The organism is Streptomyces sp. NPDC057307, assembly GCF_042667665.1.
GTDB lineage: Bacteria > Actinomycetota > Actinomycetes > Streptomycetales > Streptomycetaceae > Streptomyces.
This window is the reverse complement of sequence record NZ_JBHUZM010000146.1, coordinates 1-18,610: the sequence shown is the minus strand read 5'-3', so window position 1 is coordinate 18,610 and position 18,610 is coordinate 1. Positions and strand designations below refer to the sequence as shown.

The following is an 18,610-nucleotide window of genomic DNA, read 5'->3' as shown; positions in this document are numbered from 1 at the left end:
GCGGGGGAGAATCCCCTGCCCCGGCCGCCTCCGACCGTCGCCTCCGCAGGCCCCCGGGCGGTCCGGTGCCCCGGCCGCCCGACGTCCTCAGAAGGTGAAGACGGCGCCTCTTCCTCCGTCCATGGCGCACGAGTTCGAGAAGGTGTGGACGTAGTCGACGCGCTTTCCTTCCCACACGCCGTCGGCCGTCACCGTGACCGGCTCCCACTCCTTCGTGCAGACGCGGTTCGTTCCGGAGGTGGTGATGGAGTCGAACTTGGCGCCGTTCTTCTTGAGTTCGGAGCAGGCGGCGACCGCGTCGGGGTGGCTGCCCGACGGGGTGGGCGCGCAACTGAGCGTGACCGCGCGCCGTACCGTACCGGTCGTGTGGTCGGCACCGTCAGTGACGGTCAGCACCAGCGCCGACGGGGCGTACAGGGTCTGCGCCCCGGTGGGCGAGGTCCCGGCCGGAGCCGGCACGCCTCCGATGGCTGCGCCTTCGACGGGCGCTCCCGTCGAGGCGGCGCCGGCCACGCCGGTGAAGGAAAGACTGCTGAGCGCCAGTACGGCTCCACAGGCCGCAGCCCTTGCGATGCTCCGCATTTCGAACACTCCCTGGGTCGATGTCTCGGACAACGGACGTGAGTCTTGCTCACGCCAGGGGTGCTCCGCCCGCTCCATGACCGGTTTTGGTCGCTCCGCGTGTCGCCTTGATCGCGGTGTGTGTCCATAATGGGCAGGTCCGGGCCTGTGCGGGTCATGCGGCGAGTTGGGCCGAAAGTGGTTGATTCGGAGCCTGTGTCGTTGGTTGACGGTTTGATTGTAAGGCGCGGAAACCCATGAACCTTTGAATATATGATTATCCGCGACGTAGAAGCAGCTCGGTGTTGCGTGCGTCCTTCAGGCCCGCCAGGTCCTGGCGGCTCCCCGGCGCGTTGAGCGCCAGCTCCCGGTAGAGCGACGCCAGGCCCGACTGGGAGAGATCCGTGAAATCGGTCTCCCGGGGCGCCGCCGACTCGATCAGCGTGGTGAACAGCGAGAGCGTGCCGTCCTTGTTGTCCGCGATCTCGACGACCCGCGCGAGCTGCGGGAAGTCGATGTGCGAGGCGGTGGAGATCTCCCAGAACGAACCGTGCGGCAGCACCACGTTGCGGTGGCTGTGCCCGTTGATCCAGGCCACCGCCGAGCGGTGGCGCCGCAGCAGCGCCACGACCTCGTCCCCGTTGTGCCGCGCCTCGCCGGGCCGGGCGGGGTCGGGCCGTGTGTTGCCCATCGTCCAGCTGTTGTGGTGCGTGAACAGCACCACGTACCCGTCGCGGTGCTCCGTGAGGATCCGCTCCAGCCGGGCGAGCTGCCCCGTGCCGAGGGAGCCGGTGAAGTGCCCGCCGTGGTCCGTGGTGTCGAGGCTGATGCCGGTCACGTTCTCCCCCATGGGGAACGTGTAGTCGAGGGTCGCCTCCGCCAGGTTGTCCTTCGTGTAGCCGTGGCCGACCGGCCCCGCTCCCGTGTGCGCGGAGTCCAGATGCGCCATCAGGTACTGGAGCGGGGTGAACGGGGCGCGGCGCGGGTCGGCGGTGACCGTCCGCATACGCCGCTTCTCGCGCCGCAGCAGTGAGATCAGGGCGCCGCCGTGGGCGGTCTCGCCCTCGGAGATCCGGGCCAGCAGCGCCGCCGCGTCCGGGTCCGGGATGTCGTACAACTTACGGGTGCCGACGGCGAATTCGGCCAGGAAGCCGGTCCGGTCGGCATAGGCGCCGCTGGCGAGACTGTCGTGGTTGCCGACGGTCGAGTACCAGGGGAGGGCCAGGCCCGGACTGCGCACCGGGCGCAGGGCCGCTTCGAGGAATCCCTCGATACGGGGATAGCCCAGGCGCTTGTCGGAGTCGGGCGCGCCGTCCTCCGGGTGCCAGTACATCCGTACGCCGGAGTTCTGCACACCCTCGTACGCCTGCGGGTCACCGCTGTTGGGAGTGATGAGCCCGCCGCTCATCAGGGTGAGGTACCAGTCCAGCTCGCACAGCGAGTTGTTGTCCGTGTTGTCGCCCGTCGTCATGGCGAAGGTCAGCGGCGCGCCGGTCGCCGGGCCGGTCCCCAGCGCGTTGACCTGCTCGATGAGCGAGACGCCTCCGGCCACCGACAGCGCCTCGTGGGGGCGCCACGCGCCGGCCGACTCGCTGCGGACGTACTCGGTGCGCACCGGGTGCTGGACGTCCGTCACATGGAGGTCGGTGAGCTGGACGAAGGAGCTGAGTACCGTACGACGGTCCTCGCGCCCGGACTTGGCGGAAGCGAACTGTTCCCGGACGACCCGGCGCCAGCCGGGTCCGTCCCCGAGTCGCCGGAAGGTGGCGTTCCGTTCGCGCGGTGCCGCGAGTGAGTGGAGCGTGGTCCGGGCGGCCGACGGGCCGGTGGGGGTGGGCGTCGGGGTGGTTGTGGGGGTGGGCCCGGCGGCGGCCGGGGTGCCGGACGCCGCGGGCGCGGGGGCGGCCGAGGCACTGCCCGGACCACCGCCCGAACCGACCGCCACGCCGATACCGGCGGACAGACCGACGGCTCCGGCGGCGGCGAGGAAGGAACGGCGGTCGACAGCGGTGACCGCGGAGCGGATGCGTGACATGGTGCGCTCTCCCCGAGTGCGTACATCGCGACAGCAAGGCCGTGTCTGGGACACCGGGGTGAGGGCCCGGCTCCCTTTCGATGCTGGGCACCCGTCGTGGCCCGCGAATGAACGAGGCCGCAACGCCCGACGCCGATCACCGCACAGGGATCACTCGCAACCGCAAACGTTCGCCGACCCCTCTCGCGGCGTGCGGAATCCGCTCATCCACCGTTCATCGGACGGGGTAGCCGACCGGCTCGCGTGCCCGAGCGGGCCGGCGCCACGACCGGTTGGGAAAGCGCTTTCCCGTTTTGTAACACGTGTTGACGAATTAATGAGCGTGCGTCAGCATCGCCACCACATGTTCGAAGTGCCGAACGTACTTCTGTCGAGCCCTGCACCCGGGAGTAAGCGCCGCATGTCCACCCGAACCGCACCGCTGCCCGTACGTAATCCAGGAACCGGCGAACTGCTGGGCGAGATCGAGGACTTCGGACCGGAGCGCGTCACCGCCGCCCTCGCCGCCGCGGCGGACGGACAGCGGGCAATGGCGGCGATGCCCGCACACGCACGTGCCCGACTGCTGCTCACCATCGCCGATCTGATCGAGGCCGAGGCCGACGACCTGGCGCGGCTGCTTGCCGCCGAGAACGGCAAGCCTTTCTTCCAGACGGTGGAGGAAGTCCGCGCCGCCGTCCGCATCTTCCGCGGCTTCGCCGGCGAGGCCACCCGCCTCTTCGGCCGGCAGATCCCGCTCGACGCGGTCCCCGGCCTGGAGAAGCACCTCGCCGTCACCGTCCGCGAACCCCTCGGCCCGGTCGCCGCGCTGGTGCCCTTCAACTACCCCGTCGAGCTGTACGCCCACAAGGCGGCGGCCGCCCTCGCCGCCGGCAACGCCGTCCTCGTCCACCCGCCCGCGCGCTGCCCGCTCGCCGTGCTGCGGATCGGCGAACTCGTCGAGCGGGCGGGCGCGCCCGAAGGCGCACACCAGATGCTCACCGGCGGCGTGCACATCTCGCAGGAACTCGCCTCGCGCCCCGGCGTCGCGGCCGTCAGCCTCACCGGCAGCACCACCGCGGGCCGCGAGATCGCCCGCCGCGCCGCCGACACACTGAAGAAGGTCCATCTCGAACTCGGCGGCAACGACGCCCTGATCGTCTGCGACGACGCCGACATCGAGGCGGCGGCCGACGCCGTCGTCCTCGGCCGGCTCGCCCGCGGCAACGGGCAGATCTGCTGCGCCGTCAAACGCGTCTACGTCCAGGACGCGGTGCACGACAGCTTCGTCGACGCCCTGCTGGCGGGCGCGGCCAAGCTCAGCGTCGGGGACCAATTGGTCGATGGCAACGATGTCGGGCCACTGATCAGTGAAGAGGCCGCCGAACGGGTCGAGTCGGCGGTCGCCGCACTCGTCGCCGACGGCGCCCGCAAGGCGGCCGGCGGCGCCCGCCGGGGCGCCTTCTACGACCCCGCCGTCCTCGTCGGAGTCCCCGAGGACAGCCCCGCGTTCGCCGACGAGATCTTCGGCCCTGTCGCACCCGTCGCCCGTTTCACCGACCCGCTCGACGCCGTACGGATGGCCAACTCGTCCCCGTACGGCCTCCAGGCGGCCGTCTTCACCCGCGACATCCAGCGCGCCTTCACCCTCGCCGGACGACTGGAGGTCGGCGGCGTCGTCATCAACGGGTCGACCGCGCTGCGCGCCGAGAATCTGCCCTTCGGCGGCCCGAAGGACACCGGCGGCTCGGCCGAGGGCCTGCACGACACGGCCCTGGAGTTCACCCGGCAGAAGACGATCATCGTGATGGAGGCCTTCGGGTGAGCACGCCGACCCGGCCGGCCCTGCGGATACGCGGGGTGCACAAGTCGTACGGCCCCACACAAGTGCTGCACGGGGTGGACCTCACCGGCCGGGCCGGTGAGGTGCTCGCCGTGGTCGGCGCCAACGGGGCGGGCAAGTCCACGCTCATCAAGATCCTCGCGGGCGCCGAGCGGATGAGCGCCGGGGAACTCCAACTCGACGGTGAGACGGTCGAGTTGCGCTCCCCGCACGACGCCCACGCGCACGGCGTCCGCACCGTCCACCAGGAGCTGACCCTGGTGCCCGAACTGTCCGTCACCGAGAACCTCCTCATGGGCCACTTCCCGCGTCGCCTCGGCGGCCTCATCGACTGGAAGGCCGCGCACCGGCGGGCCCGCGCCCTGCTGGACGGCATCGGCTACGGCGCCATCGACCCGCGCGTCAAGGCCGGCCGCCTCACCGTCGCCAGACAGCAGATGGTCGAGATAGCCAAGGCCCTCGTCAGCGAGGGCGGCGAGCCCAAGGTGCTGGTCCTCGACGAGCCGTCGGCCGTTCTGGCCGGCAGCGACCTGGAAGCGCTGTTCGCGCTGATACGGCGGCTCCAGGAACGCGGCGTCCTGATCATCTATGTCTCGCACCGGCTCGCCGAGGTCACCGAACTGGCCACCTCCATCGTCGTCATCAAGGACGGCCGGGTCGTCGCCGAGACCACCCCCGACCGCACCGACGAGAACGAACTCATCCGTCTGATGGCGGGCCGGCCCGCCGGACAGCTCTACCCGGCGCGCCGCCCCGCCGAGGGCGAGACGCTTCTCGAGGTCCACGGGCTCAGCCGTACCGGGGAGTTCAGCGACGTCTCCTTCTCCCTGCGCGCGGGCGAGATCACCGGCCTGTTCGGGCTCGTCGGCGCCGGCCGCAGTGAACTCGCCCGGTGTGTCTTCGGCGCCGAGCCCGCCAAGGCCGGCGTGGTCTGCGCGCCGGGCAGGGAGAGCGTACGGTTCCGCAGCCCACGCGAGGCCATCGCCGCCGGCCTCGCGCTCGTCACCGAGGACCGCAAGCGCACCGGACTCGTACTCGGCCTCAGCACCGCCGAGAACATCGGCCTCACCACCCTGCGCACCACCACGCGCGGCCCGCTGCTCGACACCGCGAAACGCCGTCGCGACGTCGTCTCCATGGTCGACCGGCTGGACATCCGGCCCGCGCACTCGGCGAAGCTGCCCGTACGCACCCTCAGCGGCGGCAACCAGCAGAAGGCCGTCCTCGCCAAGTGGCTCCTCACCGGGCCGCGCGTGCTGCTGCTCGACGAGCCCACCCGCGGCGTCGACATGGCCACCCGCGCCGAGATCTACCGGATGCTCGACGAACTCGCCCGCGACGGCATGGCCATCCTGCTGATCTCCTCCGACCTCACGGAGGTGCTCGGCGCCACCGACCGGGTGCTGGTGATGCACGAGGGGCGGATCGCCGCGGAACTCCCTTCGGAAGGTACGACCGAGGACACGGTCCTCGCCCACGCGATCGGACACGCAGCATGACCGAACAGCTCACCAAGACCACCGGGCCCGGCGACCCCGGACCACCGCCGCCACGCGGAGTCCGGCTGCCCCGGCTCACCGTCGCCGGCCACGACATCACCGTCGAGACCGGCATCGTCGCGCTCCTCGTGGTGGCGGGCTCCACCACCGAAGCCTTCCTGACGGAAGGCAACATCACCAACCTGCTCAAGCAGATGGTCACCACCGGCCTGCTCGCCTACGGGATGCTCGCCGTGATCCTCACCGGCGGCATCGACCTCTCCGTCGGCTCGGTCGTGGCCTTCTCCGGCATCGTCGCCGCGGGGCTCTCCTCCGGACTGCCCGTCCCGGTCGCCATGGCCGTCGGCGTCGCGTCCGGCATCGGCTTCGGACTCGTCAACGGGGCGCTGGTGGCGCGCTTCCAACTGGCGCCGTTCGTGGTGACATTGGCCGCGCTCACCACCATCAGAGGGCTCGCCTTCGTCTACTCGGAGACACCTGTCGCGCCCGAGAAGCCCGGCTTCTTCGAGCTGGGCTCCGCGGTGATCGGACCGCTGCCCGTCTCCACCCTCATCATGCTGGGGGTCTTCCTGGTCGGCGGCGTCTTCCTCAGCCGCACCCCGGCCGGCCGCTCACTGGTCGCCATCGGCGGCAGCGCGGAGACCGTACGGCTCGCGGGCATCGGCGTCCGGCGCCATATCGTCCTCGCCTACACCATCTCCGGCGCCTGCGCCGGACTCGCCGGCGTCATCCTCGCCAGCCGGGTCGGCATCGCCCAGCCCAGCGTCGGCACCGCGTTCGAACTCGACGCGATCGCCGCCTGCGTCATCGGCGGAGCCAGCCTCGCCGGCGGCAAGGGCTCCGTACGGGCCACCTTCGCCGGAGTCCTCGTACTCGCACTGATCAACAACCTGCTCAACCTCTACGACGTGCAGAGCTTCTGGCAGCAGGTGCTCAAGGGCCTGATCATCGTCGCCGTCATTCTCGTCCAGCGCACCGGCCGCTTCCGCAACGCCGCCGTGAACGATCCGAATCCCGGAAAGGCAAGTCCATCATGATCACGAAACGAGCAACCGGTGTGCTGGTGGCCGGAGTTCTCACCGCGGCTCTCGCCGGCTGCTCCTCAGACTCCGGGAGCGCGGGTGAGAAGGGCGACGGCTCGTACACCGTCGGCGTCGCCAACTTCACCCTCGGCGGCCCCTACTTCAACGGCATGGACAAGGCCATCAAGGCCCAGGCCAAGGAGAAGGACGTCGAGATCCTCAGCACGGACGCGGGCGGCGACGCCGCCAAACTCGCCTCCAACGTGGAGGACCTGCTGAGCAAGGACGTCGACGCCGTCATCATCTCCGGCGGGCCGCTGGAGTCCGCGCCCGCCGTCCTCAACTCCCTCAAGGCGGCGGGCAAACCGGCCGTCCTGGTCGACCGGAAGTTCCAGACCGGCGAGTACGCGAGCTGGGTCGGCCCCGACAACGAGGCGATCGGCAAGCAGAACGGCGAATTCCTCGTCGAGAAGCTGCCGGACGGCGGAAAGGTCGCCCTGATCAAGGGCGGACCCGCCGACAACAGCATCGGCAAGGCCCGCACGGACGGAGTGAAGGGCGCCCTCGAAGGCGCGTCGGGGATCGAACTGGTCGAGGCCCCCGACTACGGCAACTGGAGCTCCGACGGCGGACTGACCGTCATGGAGAGCCTGCTCGCCGCCCACGACGACATCGACGCCGTCTTCTGCGAGAACGACGCCATGTGCCTGGGCGCCCAGCGCGCCGTCAAGGACGCCGACCGCACCGACAAGATCGTGCTGGCGGGCGTCGACGGCCAGGCCGAGGCGCTGAAAGCCATCCTCGACGGGACCAACTACCTGGTCACCGGCCTCAACGACGCCGACGTGATCGGCAGTCTCGGCCTGGACAGGACCGTGGAGATCCTCGACGGCAAGAAGCCCGAGAAGGACACGGTCGTGCCCTCGCCGCGCGTCACCAAGGAGAACGCGGAGAAGTACTACGACCCGAAGGGCAACTTCTGATGAGCCGCATTCCCACGATTCCCCCACCTCAGGGCCGGACCGGCCGCACCCGGTCACTGCCACGGAAGAAGCGCGCGTACGCCCTGACGGCACTGCTCTGCGGCGCCCTCGTCGTCCCCCTCTCGCTGGGCTCCGCGAACGCGGCCCCGGACGACGGGACCGGCGCGGCCACGACGGCGGGCAAGCAGGCCAAGCCGCCCAAGGCACCCGCCTGGAAGCTGCTCCACTCGGAGAGCTTCAAGAAGAAGCTCGACCCCAGGCGGGCGGACTGGACCCGCGAGACGTACAGCGAGCCGTTCGACACCATCATGGAGGACAACGGCAAGTGGTACCCCAACGACTACGGGCCCGCGTGGAACACCGCGTTCAACTCCTTCGACACCTACCGCAAGGAGTTCAAGGTCGGTGACGGCGGCTGGCTCACCGCCTCGCTCTCCGCACGCGACTGGAACAAGGACGGCCAGATCGAGAAGGAGCCGTCCATCACCAACGCGACGGCCGGTGGCAAGACCGTCGCCGAACTCAAGGTGCCCGATCACACCGGCGGTGCCATCTTCCGCCCCACGGAGTCCCTGCCGGACCAGTACCGCATCGAGTACAAGCTCAAGACGCTCGACTTCGGCGGCAAGCGCAACGGCACCATCGACTACGACAACCGCACCAACGGCTACAGCAAGGACGGCTGCAAGACCCAGCATCCGTGGGGCGAGGGCTCGAACAGCCCCGGCTGGGAGGGTGACGCCTCGGCGCCGTACTGCGAGTGGCAGGACGTCCGCGAGGGCAAGTACGGATACAACGGCTTCCACTTCCTGTCGATCGTGGACTTCGCCGACCCGGCGCCCCGCAACAACCACTTCTGGCACTACCGCCGCAAGGTCCTGATGGACTCGTTCTCCCAGCACCCCGACCGGGTCGGCACGGGCACCGGCGGCCGGGTCTGCAACTCCGCGAACGACACGTACTACGACTACAAGGACAGCAGCTTCAACACGGTCAACATGTGGATCAGCGGACTGCCCAACTGGACCCCCGGCAAGGGCGGTCTCGCGGGCAACTCGCAGTGGTTCATGACCAGTTGCTCGGACGGAGTGGCCGAGCAGCAGCTGTCGTCCGCCGCCGAGCTCCAGCCGGAGCTGATGCCGAACCAGGACTACACGTTCGCCATCGAGCGGGACGCCACCGGCTACACGCTGGAGGCCAGCGGCAACTTCGCGCGCGCCGGACAGCAGACCCTCCGCTTCCACCGGCCGTTCATCGTCGACGACAAGCCGATCTGGCACTACAACGTCAAGCCGGGCGAGTACGACGGGCGCTACAACAACACCCTCGTACAGAACGACAACAACGGCAGCGCCACCTGGCCCGACCAGTGGCCCGCCGGATCCGCCTACCCGGACTCCTTCGTCATCGGAGACCTGTACACCAATGTGTACGAGGGCAGCGCGAGCCTGACCGACATCAAGATGTTCGTGCCCAAGGGGAAGAAGAAGTAGCGAAAGAAGAAGTGGTGTCGTAGGGAGTATTTCGCGGGTCACCGGGCACATGCACTTCGACCCGAGCCTGCGGCTCCCCCGCCGCAGAGTTCCAACGGCCCCACCGGTCCCCCCCCCTGCCGGTGGGGCCGCCCCTTGTCCGGGGCGGCAGGATCCGAACGACACCCCCTAGCGCTCCACGGAGATCCGTACGGGCCCGTCGCCGGCCCCTGCCCGTAGCTGCTCGGTCCAGGCGGCGGACAGCCGCACCGTCCGGTTCGGGACCGCGCCCCGTACGAGCCGCTGCCGGTGCAGCACCGCGCCGTCCCGGCTGACGACCAGCGACGACCAGGGAGCGAGCCTGCTCTCCGTACGGAGGGTGAAGCCGCCCGTCGCGACGCGCGGGTCCGCCGGGTCGATCCGGTTGGGCGCGATCCACCGCAGGGGCGCCTCGACCTGGACGGGCACCCGCGTGGCCGCCGGCCGGGCGCCGTCCGTCAGGTGGCGCAGTACGGGCCCGGCGGCCAGCAGACCCTCCCGCGCGGCCGTGTGCGCGGGCTCCACCCCGTGCAGCAGATTGCCCACGGCGAAGACCCCCGCCCGGTCCGTGCGGAACGAGCCGTCGACGGCCGGGCCCCGGGTACCGCCGTCGAGCGCGACGCCGCCCCGGCGGGCCAGTTCGTGGTCGGGGATCCAGTCCCCGGTGAACACCACCGTGTCGCAGGCGACCGTCGTGCTCCGGCCGTCCGCCCGCCGCAGCGCCACCCCCGACAGCCGTCCCCGGCCGAGCAGTTCACTCACCCGCGTACCGACGAGCAGCGGGACGCCGCGCCGGAGCCGGGCGTCGAGCGCCGTGGCGGGGGAGACCTGGTGGTACGGCAGCTCCGTGACCATGGCGACCACCTCGACACCGGCCTCCCGCAGCGTCCGCACGGCGGAGTAGCTGACGGACTCGGCGCCCACGACGACGGCGCGCCGCCCGACGGGCCGGTGGTGGAGACGCACCGTCCGCTGAAGCTCGCCCGTCGTGAACACCCCGGCGGGCCGGGTCCCCGGCACCAGCCGCGCGCTGCGCGGGCGTTCCCGCGCACCGGTGGCCAGGACGACGGCGCGCGCGGTGATCCGCTCCAGGCCGGCCGGGCTCGTGACCTCGACGGTGAGTGAAGCCGCCGAGGCCGGGTCCTCGCTCCAGCCGGTGACCGTGACGCCCGTACGCAGGGTCGCTCCGGCGTGGACGGCCGCGTCCGCCCAGTGGCGCGCGTACGCCGGGCCGGTCATCGGCCGCCGGAGGTCCCGCAGCCCGAACCCGGAGTGGGCGCAGTGCCGCGGGACACCGCCCGGCTCGGCCTCGCGGTCGACGACCTCGACGCCGAGGGTGCCGGCGGTGGGGTCGGTGGCGGCCAGCCGCGACGCCAGGGCCAGACCGGCCGGGCCCGCGCCGATCACGAGGACGTCGACGGCGCGCTCCCGCCGCCCGGGTGCCGGCGAGGGTGTCCACTGTTCGTTGTTCACCGTGCGGCCTCCGTGCCGGGCGCCGACGCGTCGTCGCCCGGCGAGTCGAACAGGGCGCGTACCTCGGCCCCGCAGTAGAACCCCTGGCACCGGCCCCCCAGCGCCCGGGTGCGCCGGCGCAGCCCCTCGGGCGAGGACGGCGGGATGTCGGCGGCGAACGCGTCCCGGATCTCGCCCCGCGAGACCCGCTCGCAGTGGCACACCAGCGCCCCGTACTCGGGATCGGCCGCGATCAGGTCCGCCCTTTGGTACGGGCGGGGGTACGCCTCACCGAGGTTCGGCATCGTCACCGGTACGAGGTCGGTGGCCGCCCCGGTCTCGGCACCGGCCTCCGTCAGCAGCTCCACGACATGGGCGCCGATCGCCATCGACGCGGTCAGCCCGGTCGACCGGATCCCGCCGACCGTGACGTAACGCTGCTCCGGGTGCGAGCGGATCGCGTAGTCGTCGTGCTCGGTGGCCGCGCGCAGCCCCGCGTACACGGCGGTCACCTCCTCTTCGAGGAGGTCCGGCATGATGCGCCGGCCCTTCTCACGGAGGAACGCCAGCCCCTCGGCCGTCGAACCGGTCGCCCGCTTGTCGGTCAGGTCCTCGGCGGTCGGGCCGAGCATCACGTTGCCGTACACGGTCGGCGACACCAGGACTCCCTTGCCGGCCACCGTGGGCACGGGCAGCAGGATTTGACCGACCAACGGGCGCGCCGGCTTGTCGAAGACGATGAGCTGACCGCGCCGGGGTGTCACCGAGAAGTCGGTGTGGCCGAGCAGCCGGTCGAACGTGTCGGCGTACAGGCCCGCCGCGTTGACCAGCCACCGGGTGCGCAGCGGCCCGCGCGCGGTCGTGAGCAGGTGTGGCGCGTCCGGGGCGCCCTCGGTCACCTCGCGCACCCGGCAGTTGAGATGCAGGTCGACCCCGCTCCGTACCGCCTGGGTCGCGTACGCGAGCGTCGTCGTCCACGGGCAGATGATGCTCTCGTCGGGGACTTCGAGCGCGCCCAGTGCTCCCGGTCCCAGATGCGGCTCGCGTCGGCGGAGTTCGTCGGCGCTCACCGTACGGGTGCGCCGGTAACCGTTGCGCGCGGCCTTCCGCGCGAGGCCCGGGAGCGCGGCGAGCTGTTCCTCGTCCCAGGCGACGAGCAGGGCGCCGATCGGCTCGACCGGGATGCCGCACTCCTCGGCGTACGCGGCGAGGCGGCCTTGGCCCTCGCGTACGAGCCGGGCTTCGAGGGATCCCGGCACGGCGTCGAAACCGGTGTGCAGGATGGCCGTGTTCGCCTTCGACGTACCGTCGCCGACGTCGGCCGACGCCTCTACCAGTGCCGTACGCAGCGGATACCGGGCCAGCTCGCGGGCGATCGCCGCGCCGACGATCCCGGCCCCGACGACCACCACGTCGTACACCTCGTCCGGCGGCGGCCCCGAGACGGTGACGGTCATGCCGCGCCGTTCCGTCCGGCACGGGGCATGGCGCCGACGAGCGCGTCCACCTCTGTACGGAAGACGCCCAGCCGCTCGGCGGCCTCGGCCGCCCCGATCCTCGGCTCGAACACCTCCTTGGGACGCCACCGGGGCGCTGCCCGCTCCACCGTCATGCCTGGGTCGAGCCCGAGCCGGGCGACGGCGCCCACCCCCAGCGCGGTGGCGTCGGGCGACGGAGAGATCTCGACGGGCAGTTGGAGCAGATCCGCCTGCGTCTGCATCAGCAGCCTCGACCGGGTCAGCCCGCCGTCGACCCGCAGTGACTCCAGGGGCACTCCGGTGTCCTCGGTCACCGCGTCCGCCAGCCCGACCACCTGCGCCGCGATGCCCTCGCACAGCGCCCGCACCAGCTGTCCGGGGCCGGTCTCCAGACTGAGACCCGTCAGCGACCCCTTGGCGTCCCCGCGCCACCACGGCGCGGCGAGTCCGGCGAGCGACGGGACGAAGGTGACGCCCCCGCTGTCGGCGACGGACGAGCCCACCCGGTCGAGATCCTCGGCGCCGGAGATCACACCGAGATCGCTCAGCCACCGCACGGCGGAGGCCGCCGTGTAGACCTGCCCGTCGAGGCAGTAGCTGGTACGGCCGCCGAGCCGCCAGGCCACACAGCCGACCAGGCCGGTCCGGCTGCGCAGCGGGCGCGCGCCGGTCTGCGCGAGGAGGAACGCCCCTGTGCCGTAGGTGCACTTGGCCGTCCCCGGCTCGGTCACGTTCTGGGCGAGCAGCGCGGCCTGCTGGTCGACGAGCAGGCCCGTCAGCGGGATCGGGTCGCCGAAGGCCGTCGTGGTGCCGAACTGCCCGGCCGCGTCGACCACTTGGGGCAGCCGCTCGTCGCTCATTCCGAAGACGTCGAGCGCGGCGGGGGACCATTCGGCGGTGTCGAGGTCGAGCAGCTGGGTGCGCCCGGCCGTCGCGGCGTCCGTGAGATACGCGCCGGTCAGCTGGTGGACGAGCCAGGAGTCGGAGGTCGTGACGACGCCTTCGCGGGTCAGGTTCCGGCGGATCCACGCCATCTTCGGCGCGGCGAAGTACGGCTCCAGCGGCAGGCCCGTCAGCTCTCTCAACATCTCCCCGTGCGGGGCGAGTTCGGCACAGACGGACTCGGCGCGCCGGTCCTGCCACACGACGGCGTCGGTGAGCGGGGTGCCGGTGTCCGGGTCCCAGGCGAGGACGGTCTCACCCTGGTTGGCCAGCCCGACCGCCGCGACGGGCTCACCGGCTTCCGCGAGCGCCTGGCGCCCCGCGTCGACGACCGAGGAGAGCAGCAGGGCGGGATCGGCCTCGACCAGCCCGCCGGAGCCGTAACGGGGAGGCGCCGGAGCCGAGCCGCTGCCGATCACTCCGCGCTCCGGGCAGATCACCAGGGCTTTGGTGGACGAGGTGCCCTGGTCGACGGCGAGCACCGGCCGCGAGGCCGGGTCCGCGGCGCTGCCGGGGGAGTGCTGAACATTCGGCATGTCACATTTTTCGCTCGAAGTGCCGGTGATCGTTCGATCACTGAGCGAAAGGGTGGTGCAGCCTGCCTGCGACGTCAAGGTCACGACATGCACTCAGGGTTGCCTAAGATCAGCAAAGTGTTCAAAGGTCGTCGCATTGCCCCCTACACTGATCGCCGAGTAACAGCGGAGTGTCACTGAGTAGTGTGATTCTCAAGTACCGGGATGTGAACTACACCGGAAAGAGGCGGAGTTGCGGGAGAATCGGGCGGAGGGTCCGTGAGCGATCGCTTTCGTCCGCTCTATCACCCAGCAGGCCATGACAGTGAACTCCGAGCGGCCGTGCAGGAATTGCGGACCGGCCGCTGGCTGTCCATGCGTGACCTGCTCGACGGCACGCGTGGCTGGACCCTGTGGACCCAGCGTACGCAGGTACTCGCCGCCGTCGCCGCGGGCTCGGACACCGTACACACCTGGCTGACCGAGGAGCCGGACAGCACGGCGGCCGTCGTCATGCAGACGCGCGTCACGGTGGAGCGCGCCCTGCGCGCGCACCGCGAGGGCCACGCGCGCACGACCGGCCTGTGGCAGCAGGCGTGGGAGGCGTGCGGCGACACGGCGCGGCTGGTGCCGGCCGACCCCGTCCCCTGGGTCTGTCTGCTCGCGCTCGCCCAACTCGACGGCAAGCAGCGGATGGAGGAGAACCGGCTGGCGCCGCCGGGGCCGATGCTCTTCCCCGGCCCGTGGGCCCTGCTCGCCGAGGCCGACAAACGCGATCCGGGCAATCGCGAGGCGTACCACCGGATGCTGCAGTTCGTCTATGCACGCCGGTCCGACGGCTCGCTGTCCGAGGCGGTCAACTTCGTCCAGTGGGCGGCCTCGTCGGCGCCCGAGGGGTCGGCGCTCCAGGCCCTGCCGCTGTTCGTGCGGGTCGAGCGGTACCGCAGGGAGGGCGGCAACGAGAAGGCGCTGGACCTGCATTGGGTCACCGAGGACGCCACCAGGGACGCGCTGCGGGCACTGCACATCTGGTTCGACCGGTCCGAGCCCGCCGAGGCGTCGCTGCTCGACCTCAACTATCTGGCGCACGCCCTGTGGGGATCGCTCCAACTGGCCGAGGCGGCACGGGTGTTCGAGGCCCTGGGGCCGTACTACACCCCTCTGCCGTGGGCCTACCGGGCCCGAAGTCCGAACGACACCAGCCAGGTCGAGGAGGTGTTCGCCCGCGCCCGCGCACGCTGCTTCACCGCCGCCGCCGATGAGCGGAAGTCGGACACGGCCTAGAGCCTGTCGGCACATCGGCTCTTCCGGAATCGGCTCTCCCGCCGGCCACGCCAGGTCCCCACCGCACATCCCCCTTTCTCCTTGAATTCTCCGCACCCGGAGGTACTTCCATGTCCGTATCCCCACCGGTCTGGTCGAAGTCGGAATCAGTTCCGCAGCAGGATGAAGAAGAACGGCTGAGGGAACTCGGCTATCAGCCCGTACTCGCCCGCAGGATGGGCGGTTTCGGCAATTTCGCGATCAGCTTCTCGGTGATCTCGATTCTTTCGGGATGTATGACCCTGTACGGCTTCGGACTCATCACCGGCGGTCCCGCCGTGATGCTGTGGGGCTGGGTGGGTGTCGGACTCTTCGTGCTCTGCATAGGTCTGGCGCTGGCGGAGGTGACCAGCGCCTATCCCACGTCGGGCGCCCTCTACTACATGGCCGACCGGCTCGGCGGACGTAAGTGGGGCTGGTACACCGGCTGGTTGAACCTGCTCGGACTGCTGGGCGCGATCGCCGGAATCGACTACGGCGCGGCCCTGTTCACCGGCGCGTTCCTGAACCTCCAGTGGGGATTCGAGGCCACGCCCGGCTGGACCATGGTCATCTTCATGTGCATCCTGCTGCTGCACGCGACGCTGAACCTGTTCGGCGTCCGGCTGGTCAGCGTGCTCAACTCGATCAGCGTCTGGTGGCACCTCGGCGGTGTCGCCCTGATCGTCGGCATTCTCGCGGTCGTCCCCAAGAACCACCAGTCGCCCGAATTCGTCTTCACGCAGTTCGTCAACGAGACCGGCTGGGAGAACCCGATCTATGTCGCCGCGATCGGTCTGCTGCTCGCCCAGTACACCTTCTGCGGCTACGACGCGTCGGCCCATCTCTCCGAGGAGACGTCCAACGCCTCCGTCTCCGCCGCGCGCGGCATCGTGCGCGCCATCTGGGTCTCCTGGATCGCCGGCTTCGCCCTCCTCGCCGGCCTGACCTTCGCCATCCAGGACTACGCGGCCACCAGCGGCGCGGCCGTGCCGCCCGCGCAGATCTTCATCGACGTCCTGGGCACCAACGGCGCCAGCGCGCTTCTCCTTGTCGTGATCGCGGCGCAGCTGTTCTGCGGCAACGCGGAAGTGGCCGCCGCCAGCCGCATGGTGTTCGCCTTCAGCCGTGACAACGCCCTGCCGGGATCGGCCCTGTGGCGGCGTGTCAGCAGCCGTACGCAGACCCCGGTGCCCGCGGTGTGGCTGTCGGTCGGCTTCGCGTGCGTGCTGGCCCTGCCGTCGCTGTACTCGCCGACCGCGTACGGCGCCGTGACGGCGATCAACGTCATCGGCATCACGCCCGCCTACGCGATCCCGATCTATCTCAAGCTGCGCGCCGGCGACCGGTTCCAGCCCGGTCCCTGGTCGCTGGGTCGCTGGAGCAAGCCCATCGGCTGGATCGCCGTCGTCTGGGTCGCGATCGTCACCGTGATCTTCTGCCTGCCGCAGAAGAACCCGGTCACCACGGACACCATGAACTACGCCGTCATCGCGCTGGCCGTCGTGCTGGCCCTGGCCACGGCCTGGTGGTACGCGGCGCGGGGCTCGTACAGCACCCCGCAGTCGTACGGCAGCGCCCGCGAGCAGTCGGAGATCTCCGAGGGGATCGTGTAGCGCGACGACGTGCGACCTCGTGCGAGGCCGTCGCGAGGTCATCGCCACCACGAACACGAATACACGAACGTCCTCGGTACGGAGGCGGCGCCGACCTCGCCTCCGTACCGAGGACGTTCGTCAGTTCTCCTGAAGGAACTTCCCGGCCAGCTCGGCACCCAGCTTCACCGCCGCGGACCGGCTCTCGATCGGCGTGACCGAGGAGTTCTTGAACAGGATGTAGGTCACCCCCGAGGGGACTCCGCCCCGTGCCGGATCGGGGTCGATCCCCAGCGAGCGCGCGGCGGCGTACGACGCCTCCCCGACGAGCCCGGTGGGGCCGGTGTCGCCCACCACCGCGTACTCCACCCGGTCCTTGTGCACGACGGCCGCGACACCCCCGCCCCGGATGCCGGACGCGCGGTAGTCCCAGACCTCGCTCGGCGCGGGCACCACGATGTACGGCAGCTTCTCCGCGTTCAGCGGCTTGCCGTTCGACTGGTGGAAGGCCGTGTCCCCGTGGAACCAGGGGTCGGTCTGCTTGTTGCAGCGGTCGGTGACCTGGCCGTCGCAGTCGATGTCCAGGTCGGCCTTCCAGAACACGGCGCCCTTCGTGCCGCACACGGGGATGTCGGCGGGCTTGCCCTGGTCGGTGCGGTACAGGCCCTTCGAGACGCGTTCGCAGCCCTGCGCCTTCGCCCGGAGGGCCTCCGCCGTGACCGGAACGTCGAGCCGGAACGAGCCCGCGGCGGCCGGCGGTCCCGGTGCCCCGCCCCGAGGCGAGGGAGGCGGCGGGAGGTGTGTGGTGTCGAGCGCGGCGACGGGGTGCGCGGAGGCGGGCAGAGCTGACGCGGTGAGCAGTACCGCGACGGCGGCGGCGTAGATGTGCGATCTGTGGTGCACGGAGGTGTCTCCCTTTCCGGACTGCCGGATCTCGGCGGGCGGGCGCTACTTCTCGACGCCGCCCCGGTCGCTCTCGTGGCCCTCATGGCCCTCGTCGTCCGCCCGGCTCTCTATGTACAGAGCAAGCCGGCCGAGAAAGATCCGCTGCCCCGTCACCAGCAGCTCCACGGCGTCCTCCAACGGGACCCAGTCGAGTCGGTCCAGTTCCGGGAACTCCCGCTCCACGCCCGACCCTCGCGGCCACTCCATGGTGAACGTGCCCGGTACGGCGAGGGCGGGATCGAAGTCCGCCTCGACCGCCCATACGGTGACGGTCTTGCCGCCCGACTGACGGGTCTCGCCCAGCGGCTCCCGGCGCCCTTCGGGCGGCGGGAGCCCCACTTCCTCCTGGAACTCCCGGTCGGCCGCGGCCTCGGGTGTCTCGTCGGGGCCGTACTCACCCTTGGGGATCGACCACGCGGCCCTCGTGCGGCCCGCCCAGAAGGGGCCGCCCATGTGCCCGATGAGCACGTCGGTGCCGGTGTCCGTGACCCGGTACAGGAGGAGTCCGGCGCTTCGCTTCCCTGACATCACGTCAGTCTGTGCGGGGTCGTACGGGGCCGCCATCGGGGGAGCGCATGCGGGGCAGACCGTGTCGCTCGGCGGCGCGCGACGGCACGCCGAAGGTAAAGAGGAGGTAATGGGAACGTAATGGGAGTCTCGGAGCGTTAGGGGGGTAGACGTAGTCCGAGGCCCTGCAGCGGGGCCGTCGGTGTCATCGAAGCGCAGGAGACGGCATGCCCGGAATCATCGACCGCATCAAGGCCTTCACCCGTAGTCCGCAGGGGCGGCGTGTGATCGGTCAGGCGCGCGCGGCCTCGTCGGACCCCAGGAAGCGCGAGCAGGCGCGCCGCCTGTTCGGCAAGCTGCGTGGCGGCAGGCGCTGACCCGGTAGAGACCACAGTGGGTACCCGCGCAGGGAGGGCCCCGGCCTCGTCATGAGGCCGGGGC

General features: G+C 70.8%; 15 protein-coding genes. 8 read left to right on the top strand and 7 right to left on the bottom strand.

Translation table 11 applies throughout. The features are described from left to right. Nucleotides 1–87 precede the first annotated feature (87 nt). Nucleotides 88–582 carry a subtilase-type protease inhibitor gene (locus tag ACFUN8_RS31715; RefSeq protein ID WP_383645206.1) on the bottom strand — a complete coding sequence of 165 codons (495 nt, stop codon included), beginning with the start codon at nt 580–582 and terminating at the stop codon, nt 88–90. Nucleotides 583–838: 256 nt separating this feature from the next. Beyond that, entirely contained in the window at nt 839–2,596 is a 1,758-nt protein-coding gene (locus ACFUN8_RS31710) for a TIGR03767 family metallophosphoesterase (protein WP_383645204.1), read from the bottom strand. A 400-nt stretch (nt 2,597–2,996) separates the two neighbouring features. Here ACFUN8_RS31710 and ACFUN8_RS31705 point away from each other — a divergent pair, with 400 nt between their 5' ends. From ACFUN8_RS31705 to ACFUN8_RS31685, 5 genes are read left to right on the top strand one after another with little or no spacing between them, the layout of a single operon-like run. Then, nucleotides 2,997–4,400, top strand: coding sequence for an aldehyde dehydrogenase family protein (locus tag ACFUN8_RS31705; protein ID WP_383645202.1), 1,404 nt, complete (start codon nt 2,997–2,999; stop codon nt 4,398–4,400). Continuing rightward, complete coding sequence (locus ACFUN8_RS31700; protein ID WP_383645199.1) at nt 4,397–5,917, top strand: sugar ABC transporter ATP-binding protein; 1,521 nt, start codon at nt 4,397–4,399, stop codon at nt 5,915–5,917. Before ACFUN8_RS31705 ends, ACFUN8_RS31700 begins: the two co-directional genes overlap by 4 nt. Further along, the gene (locus ACFUN8_RS31695) at nt 5,914–6,954 is read left to right on the top strand and encodes an ABC transporter permease (RefSeq protein ID WP_383645197.1); all 1,041 of its coding nucleotides are present in this window, start codon (nt 5,914–5,916) and stop codon (nt 6,952–6,954) included. Before ACFUN8_RS31700 ends, ACFUN8_RS31695 begins: the two co-directional genes overlap by 4 nt. Next, nucleotides 6,951–7,922 (top strand): sugar ABC transporter substrate-binding protein, encoded by a 972-nt coding sequence (locus tag ACFUN8_RS31690; protein ID WP_383645195.1) that lies wholly within the window; start codon nt 6,951–6,953, stop codon nt 7,920–7,922. The genes ACFUN8_RS31695 and ACFUN8_RS31690 overlap by 4 nt, the downstream gene beginning before the upstream one ends. Beyond that, a complete protein-coding gene (locus ACFUN8_RS31685) occupies nt 7,922–9,415 on the top strand; it encodes a mucin-5B (RefSeq protein WP_383645192.1) in 1,494 nt (497 codons plus the stop codon). The genes ACFUN8_RS31690 and ACFUN8_RS31685 overlap by 1 nt, the downstream gene beginning before the upstream one ends. Before the next feature lie 168 nt (nt 9,416–9,583). On the opposite strand, the gene ACFUN8_RS31680 is transcribed toward ACFUN8_RS31685, so the two are convergent. From ACFUN8_RS31680 to ACFUN8_RS31670, 3 genes are read right to left on the bottom strand one after another with little or no spacing between them, the layout of a single operon-like run. After that, a complete protein-coding gene (locus ACFUN8_RS31680) occupies nt 9,584–10,906 on the bottom strand; it encodes an NAD(P)/FAD-dependent oxidoreductase (protein ID WP_383645190.1) in 1,323 nt (440 codons plus the stop codon). Continuing rightward, nucleotides 10,903–12,342, bottom strand: a complete 1,440-nt coding sequence (locus tag ACFUN8_RS31675) for an NAD(P)/FAD-dependent oxidoreductase (RefSeq protein ID WP_383645187.1) — start codon at nt 12,340–12,342, stop codon at nt 10,903–10,905. Before ACFUN8_RS31675 ends, ACFUN8_RS31680 begins: the two co-directional genes overlap by 4 nt. Then, nucleotides 12,339–13,841, bottom strand: coding sequence for an FGGY family carbohydrate kinase (locus tag ACFUN8_RS31670; protein ID WP_383645184.1), 1,503 nt, complete (start codon nt 13,839–13,841; stop codon nt 12,339–12,341). Before ACFUN8_RS31670 ends, ACFUN8_RS31675 begins: the two co-directional genes overlap by 4 nt. 258 nt (nt 13,842–14,099) lie before the next feature. On the opposite strand from ACFUN8_RS31670, the gene ACFUN8_RS31665 reads away from it, so the two are divergent. Beyond that, on the top strand, nt 14,100–15,104 hold the full coding sequence (locus ACFUN8_RS31665) for a hypothetical protein (RefSeq protein ID WP_383645182.1): 1,005 nt from the start codon (nt 14,100–14,102) through the stop codon (nt 15,102–15,104). 110 nt (nt 15,105–15,214) lie between these two features. Continuing rightward, a complete protein-coding gene (locus tag ACFUN8_RS31660; RefSeq protein WP_383645180.1) occupies nt 15,215–16,738 on the top strand; it encodes an amino acid permease in 1,524 nt (507 codons plus the stop codon). 120 nt (nt 16,739–16,858) lie between these two features. Here the strand turns inward: ACFUN8_RS31660 and ACFUN8_RS31655 are convergent, their stop codons facing one another. Next, entirely contained in the window at nt 16,859–17,620 is a 762-nt protein-coding gene (locus tag ACFUN8_RS31655; protein WP_383645177.1) for a glycoside hydrolase family 75 protein, read from the bottom strand. A 45-nt stretch (nt 17,621–17,665) separates the two neighbouring features. Continuing rightward, nucleotides 17,666–18,190, bottom strand: a complete 525-nt coding sequence (locus ACFUN8_RS31650; protein ID WP_383645175.1) for an NUDIX domain-containing protein — start codon at nt 18,188–18,190, stop codon at nt 17,666–17,668. 206 nt (nt 18,191–18,396) lie between these two features. Between ACFUN8_RS31650 and ACFUN8_RS31645 the strand changes: the two genes are divergently transcribed. Then, nucleotides 18,397–18,546 (top strand): hypothetical protein, encoded by a 150-nt coding sequence (locus ACFUN8_RS31645; RefSeq protein ID WP_382563952.1) that lies wholly within the window; start codon nt 18,397–18,399, stop codon nt 18,544–18,546. Nucleotides 18,547–18,610: the final 64 nt, after the last annotated feature.

Coding starts and splice junctions, on each gene's coding strand:
- ACFUN8_RS31715 (WP_383645206.1), bottom strand. CDS start 582: ATGCGGAGCATCGCAAGGGCTGCGGCCTGTGGAGCCGTACTGGCGCTC.
- ACFUN8_RS31710 (WP_383645204.1), bottom strand. CDS start 2,596: ATGTCACGCATCCGCTCCGCGGTCACCGCTGTCGACCGCCGTTCCTTC.
- ACFUN8_RS31705 (WP_383645202.1), top strand. CDS start 2,997: ATGTCCACCCGAACCGCACCGCTGCCCGTACGTAATCCAGGAACCGGC.
- ACFUN8_RS31695 (WP_383645197.1), top strand. CDS start 5,914: ATGACCGAACAGCTCACCAAGACCACCGGGCCCGGCGACCCCGGACCA.
- ACFUN8_RS31690 (WP_383645195.1), top strand. CDS start 6,951: ATGATCACGAAACGAGCAACCGGTGTGCTGGTGGCCGGAGTTCTCACC.
- ACFUN8_RS31685 (WP_383645192.1), top strand. CDS start 7,922: ATGAGCCGCATTCCCACGATTCCCCCACCTCAGGGCCGGACCGGCCGC.
- ACFUN8_RS31675 (WP_383645187.1), bottom strand. CDS start 12,342: ATGACCGTCACCGTCTCGGGGCCGCCGCCGGACGAGGTGTACGACGTG.
- ACFUN8_RS31670 (WP_383645184.1), bottom strand. CDS start 13,841: ATGCCGAATGTTCAGCACTCCCCCGGCAGCGCCGCGGACCCGGCCTCG.
- ACFUN8_RS31660 (WP_383645180.1), top strand. CDS start 15,215: ATGTCCGTATCCCCACCGGTCTGGTCGAAGTCGGAATCAGTTCCGCAG.
- ACFUN8_RS31650 (WP_383645175.1), bottom strand. CDS start 18,190: ATGTCAGGGAAGCGAAGCGCCGGACTCCTCCTGTACCGGGTCACGGAC.
- ACFUN8_RS31645 (WP_382563952.1), top strand. CDS start 18,397: ATGCCCGGAATCATCGACCGCATCAAGGCCTTCACCCGTAGTCCGCAG.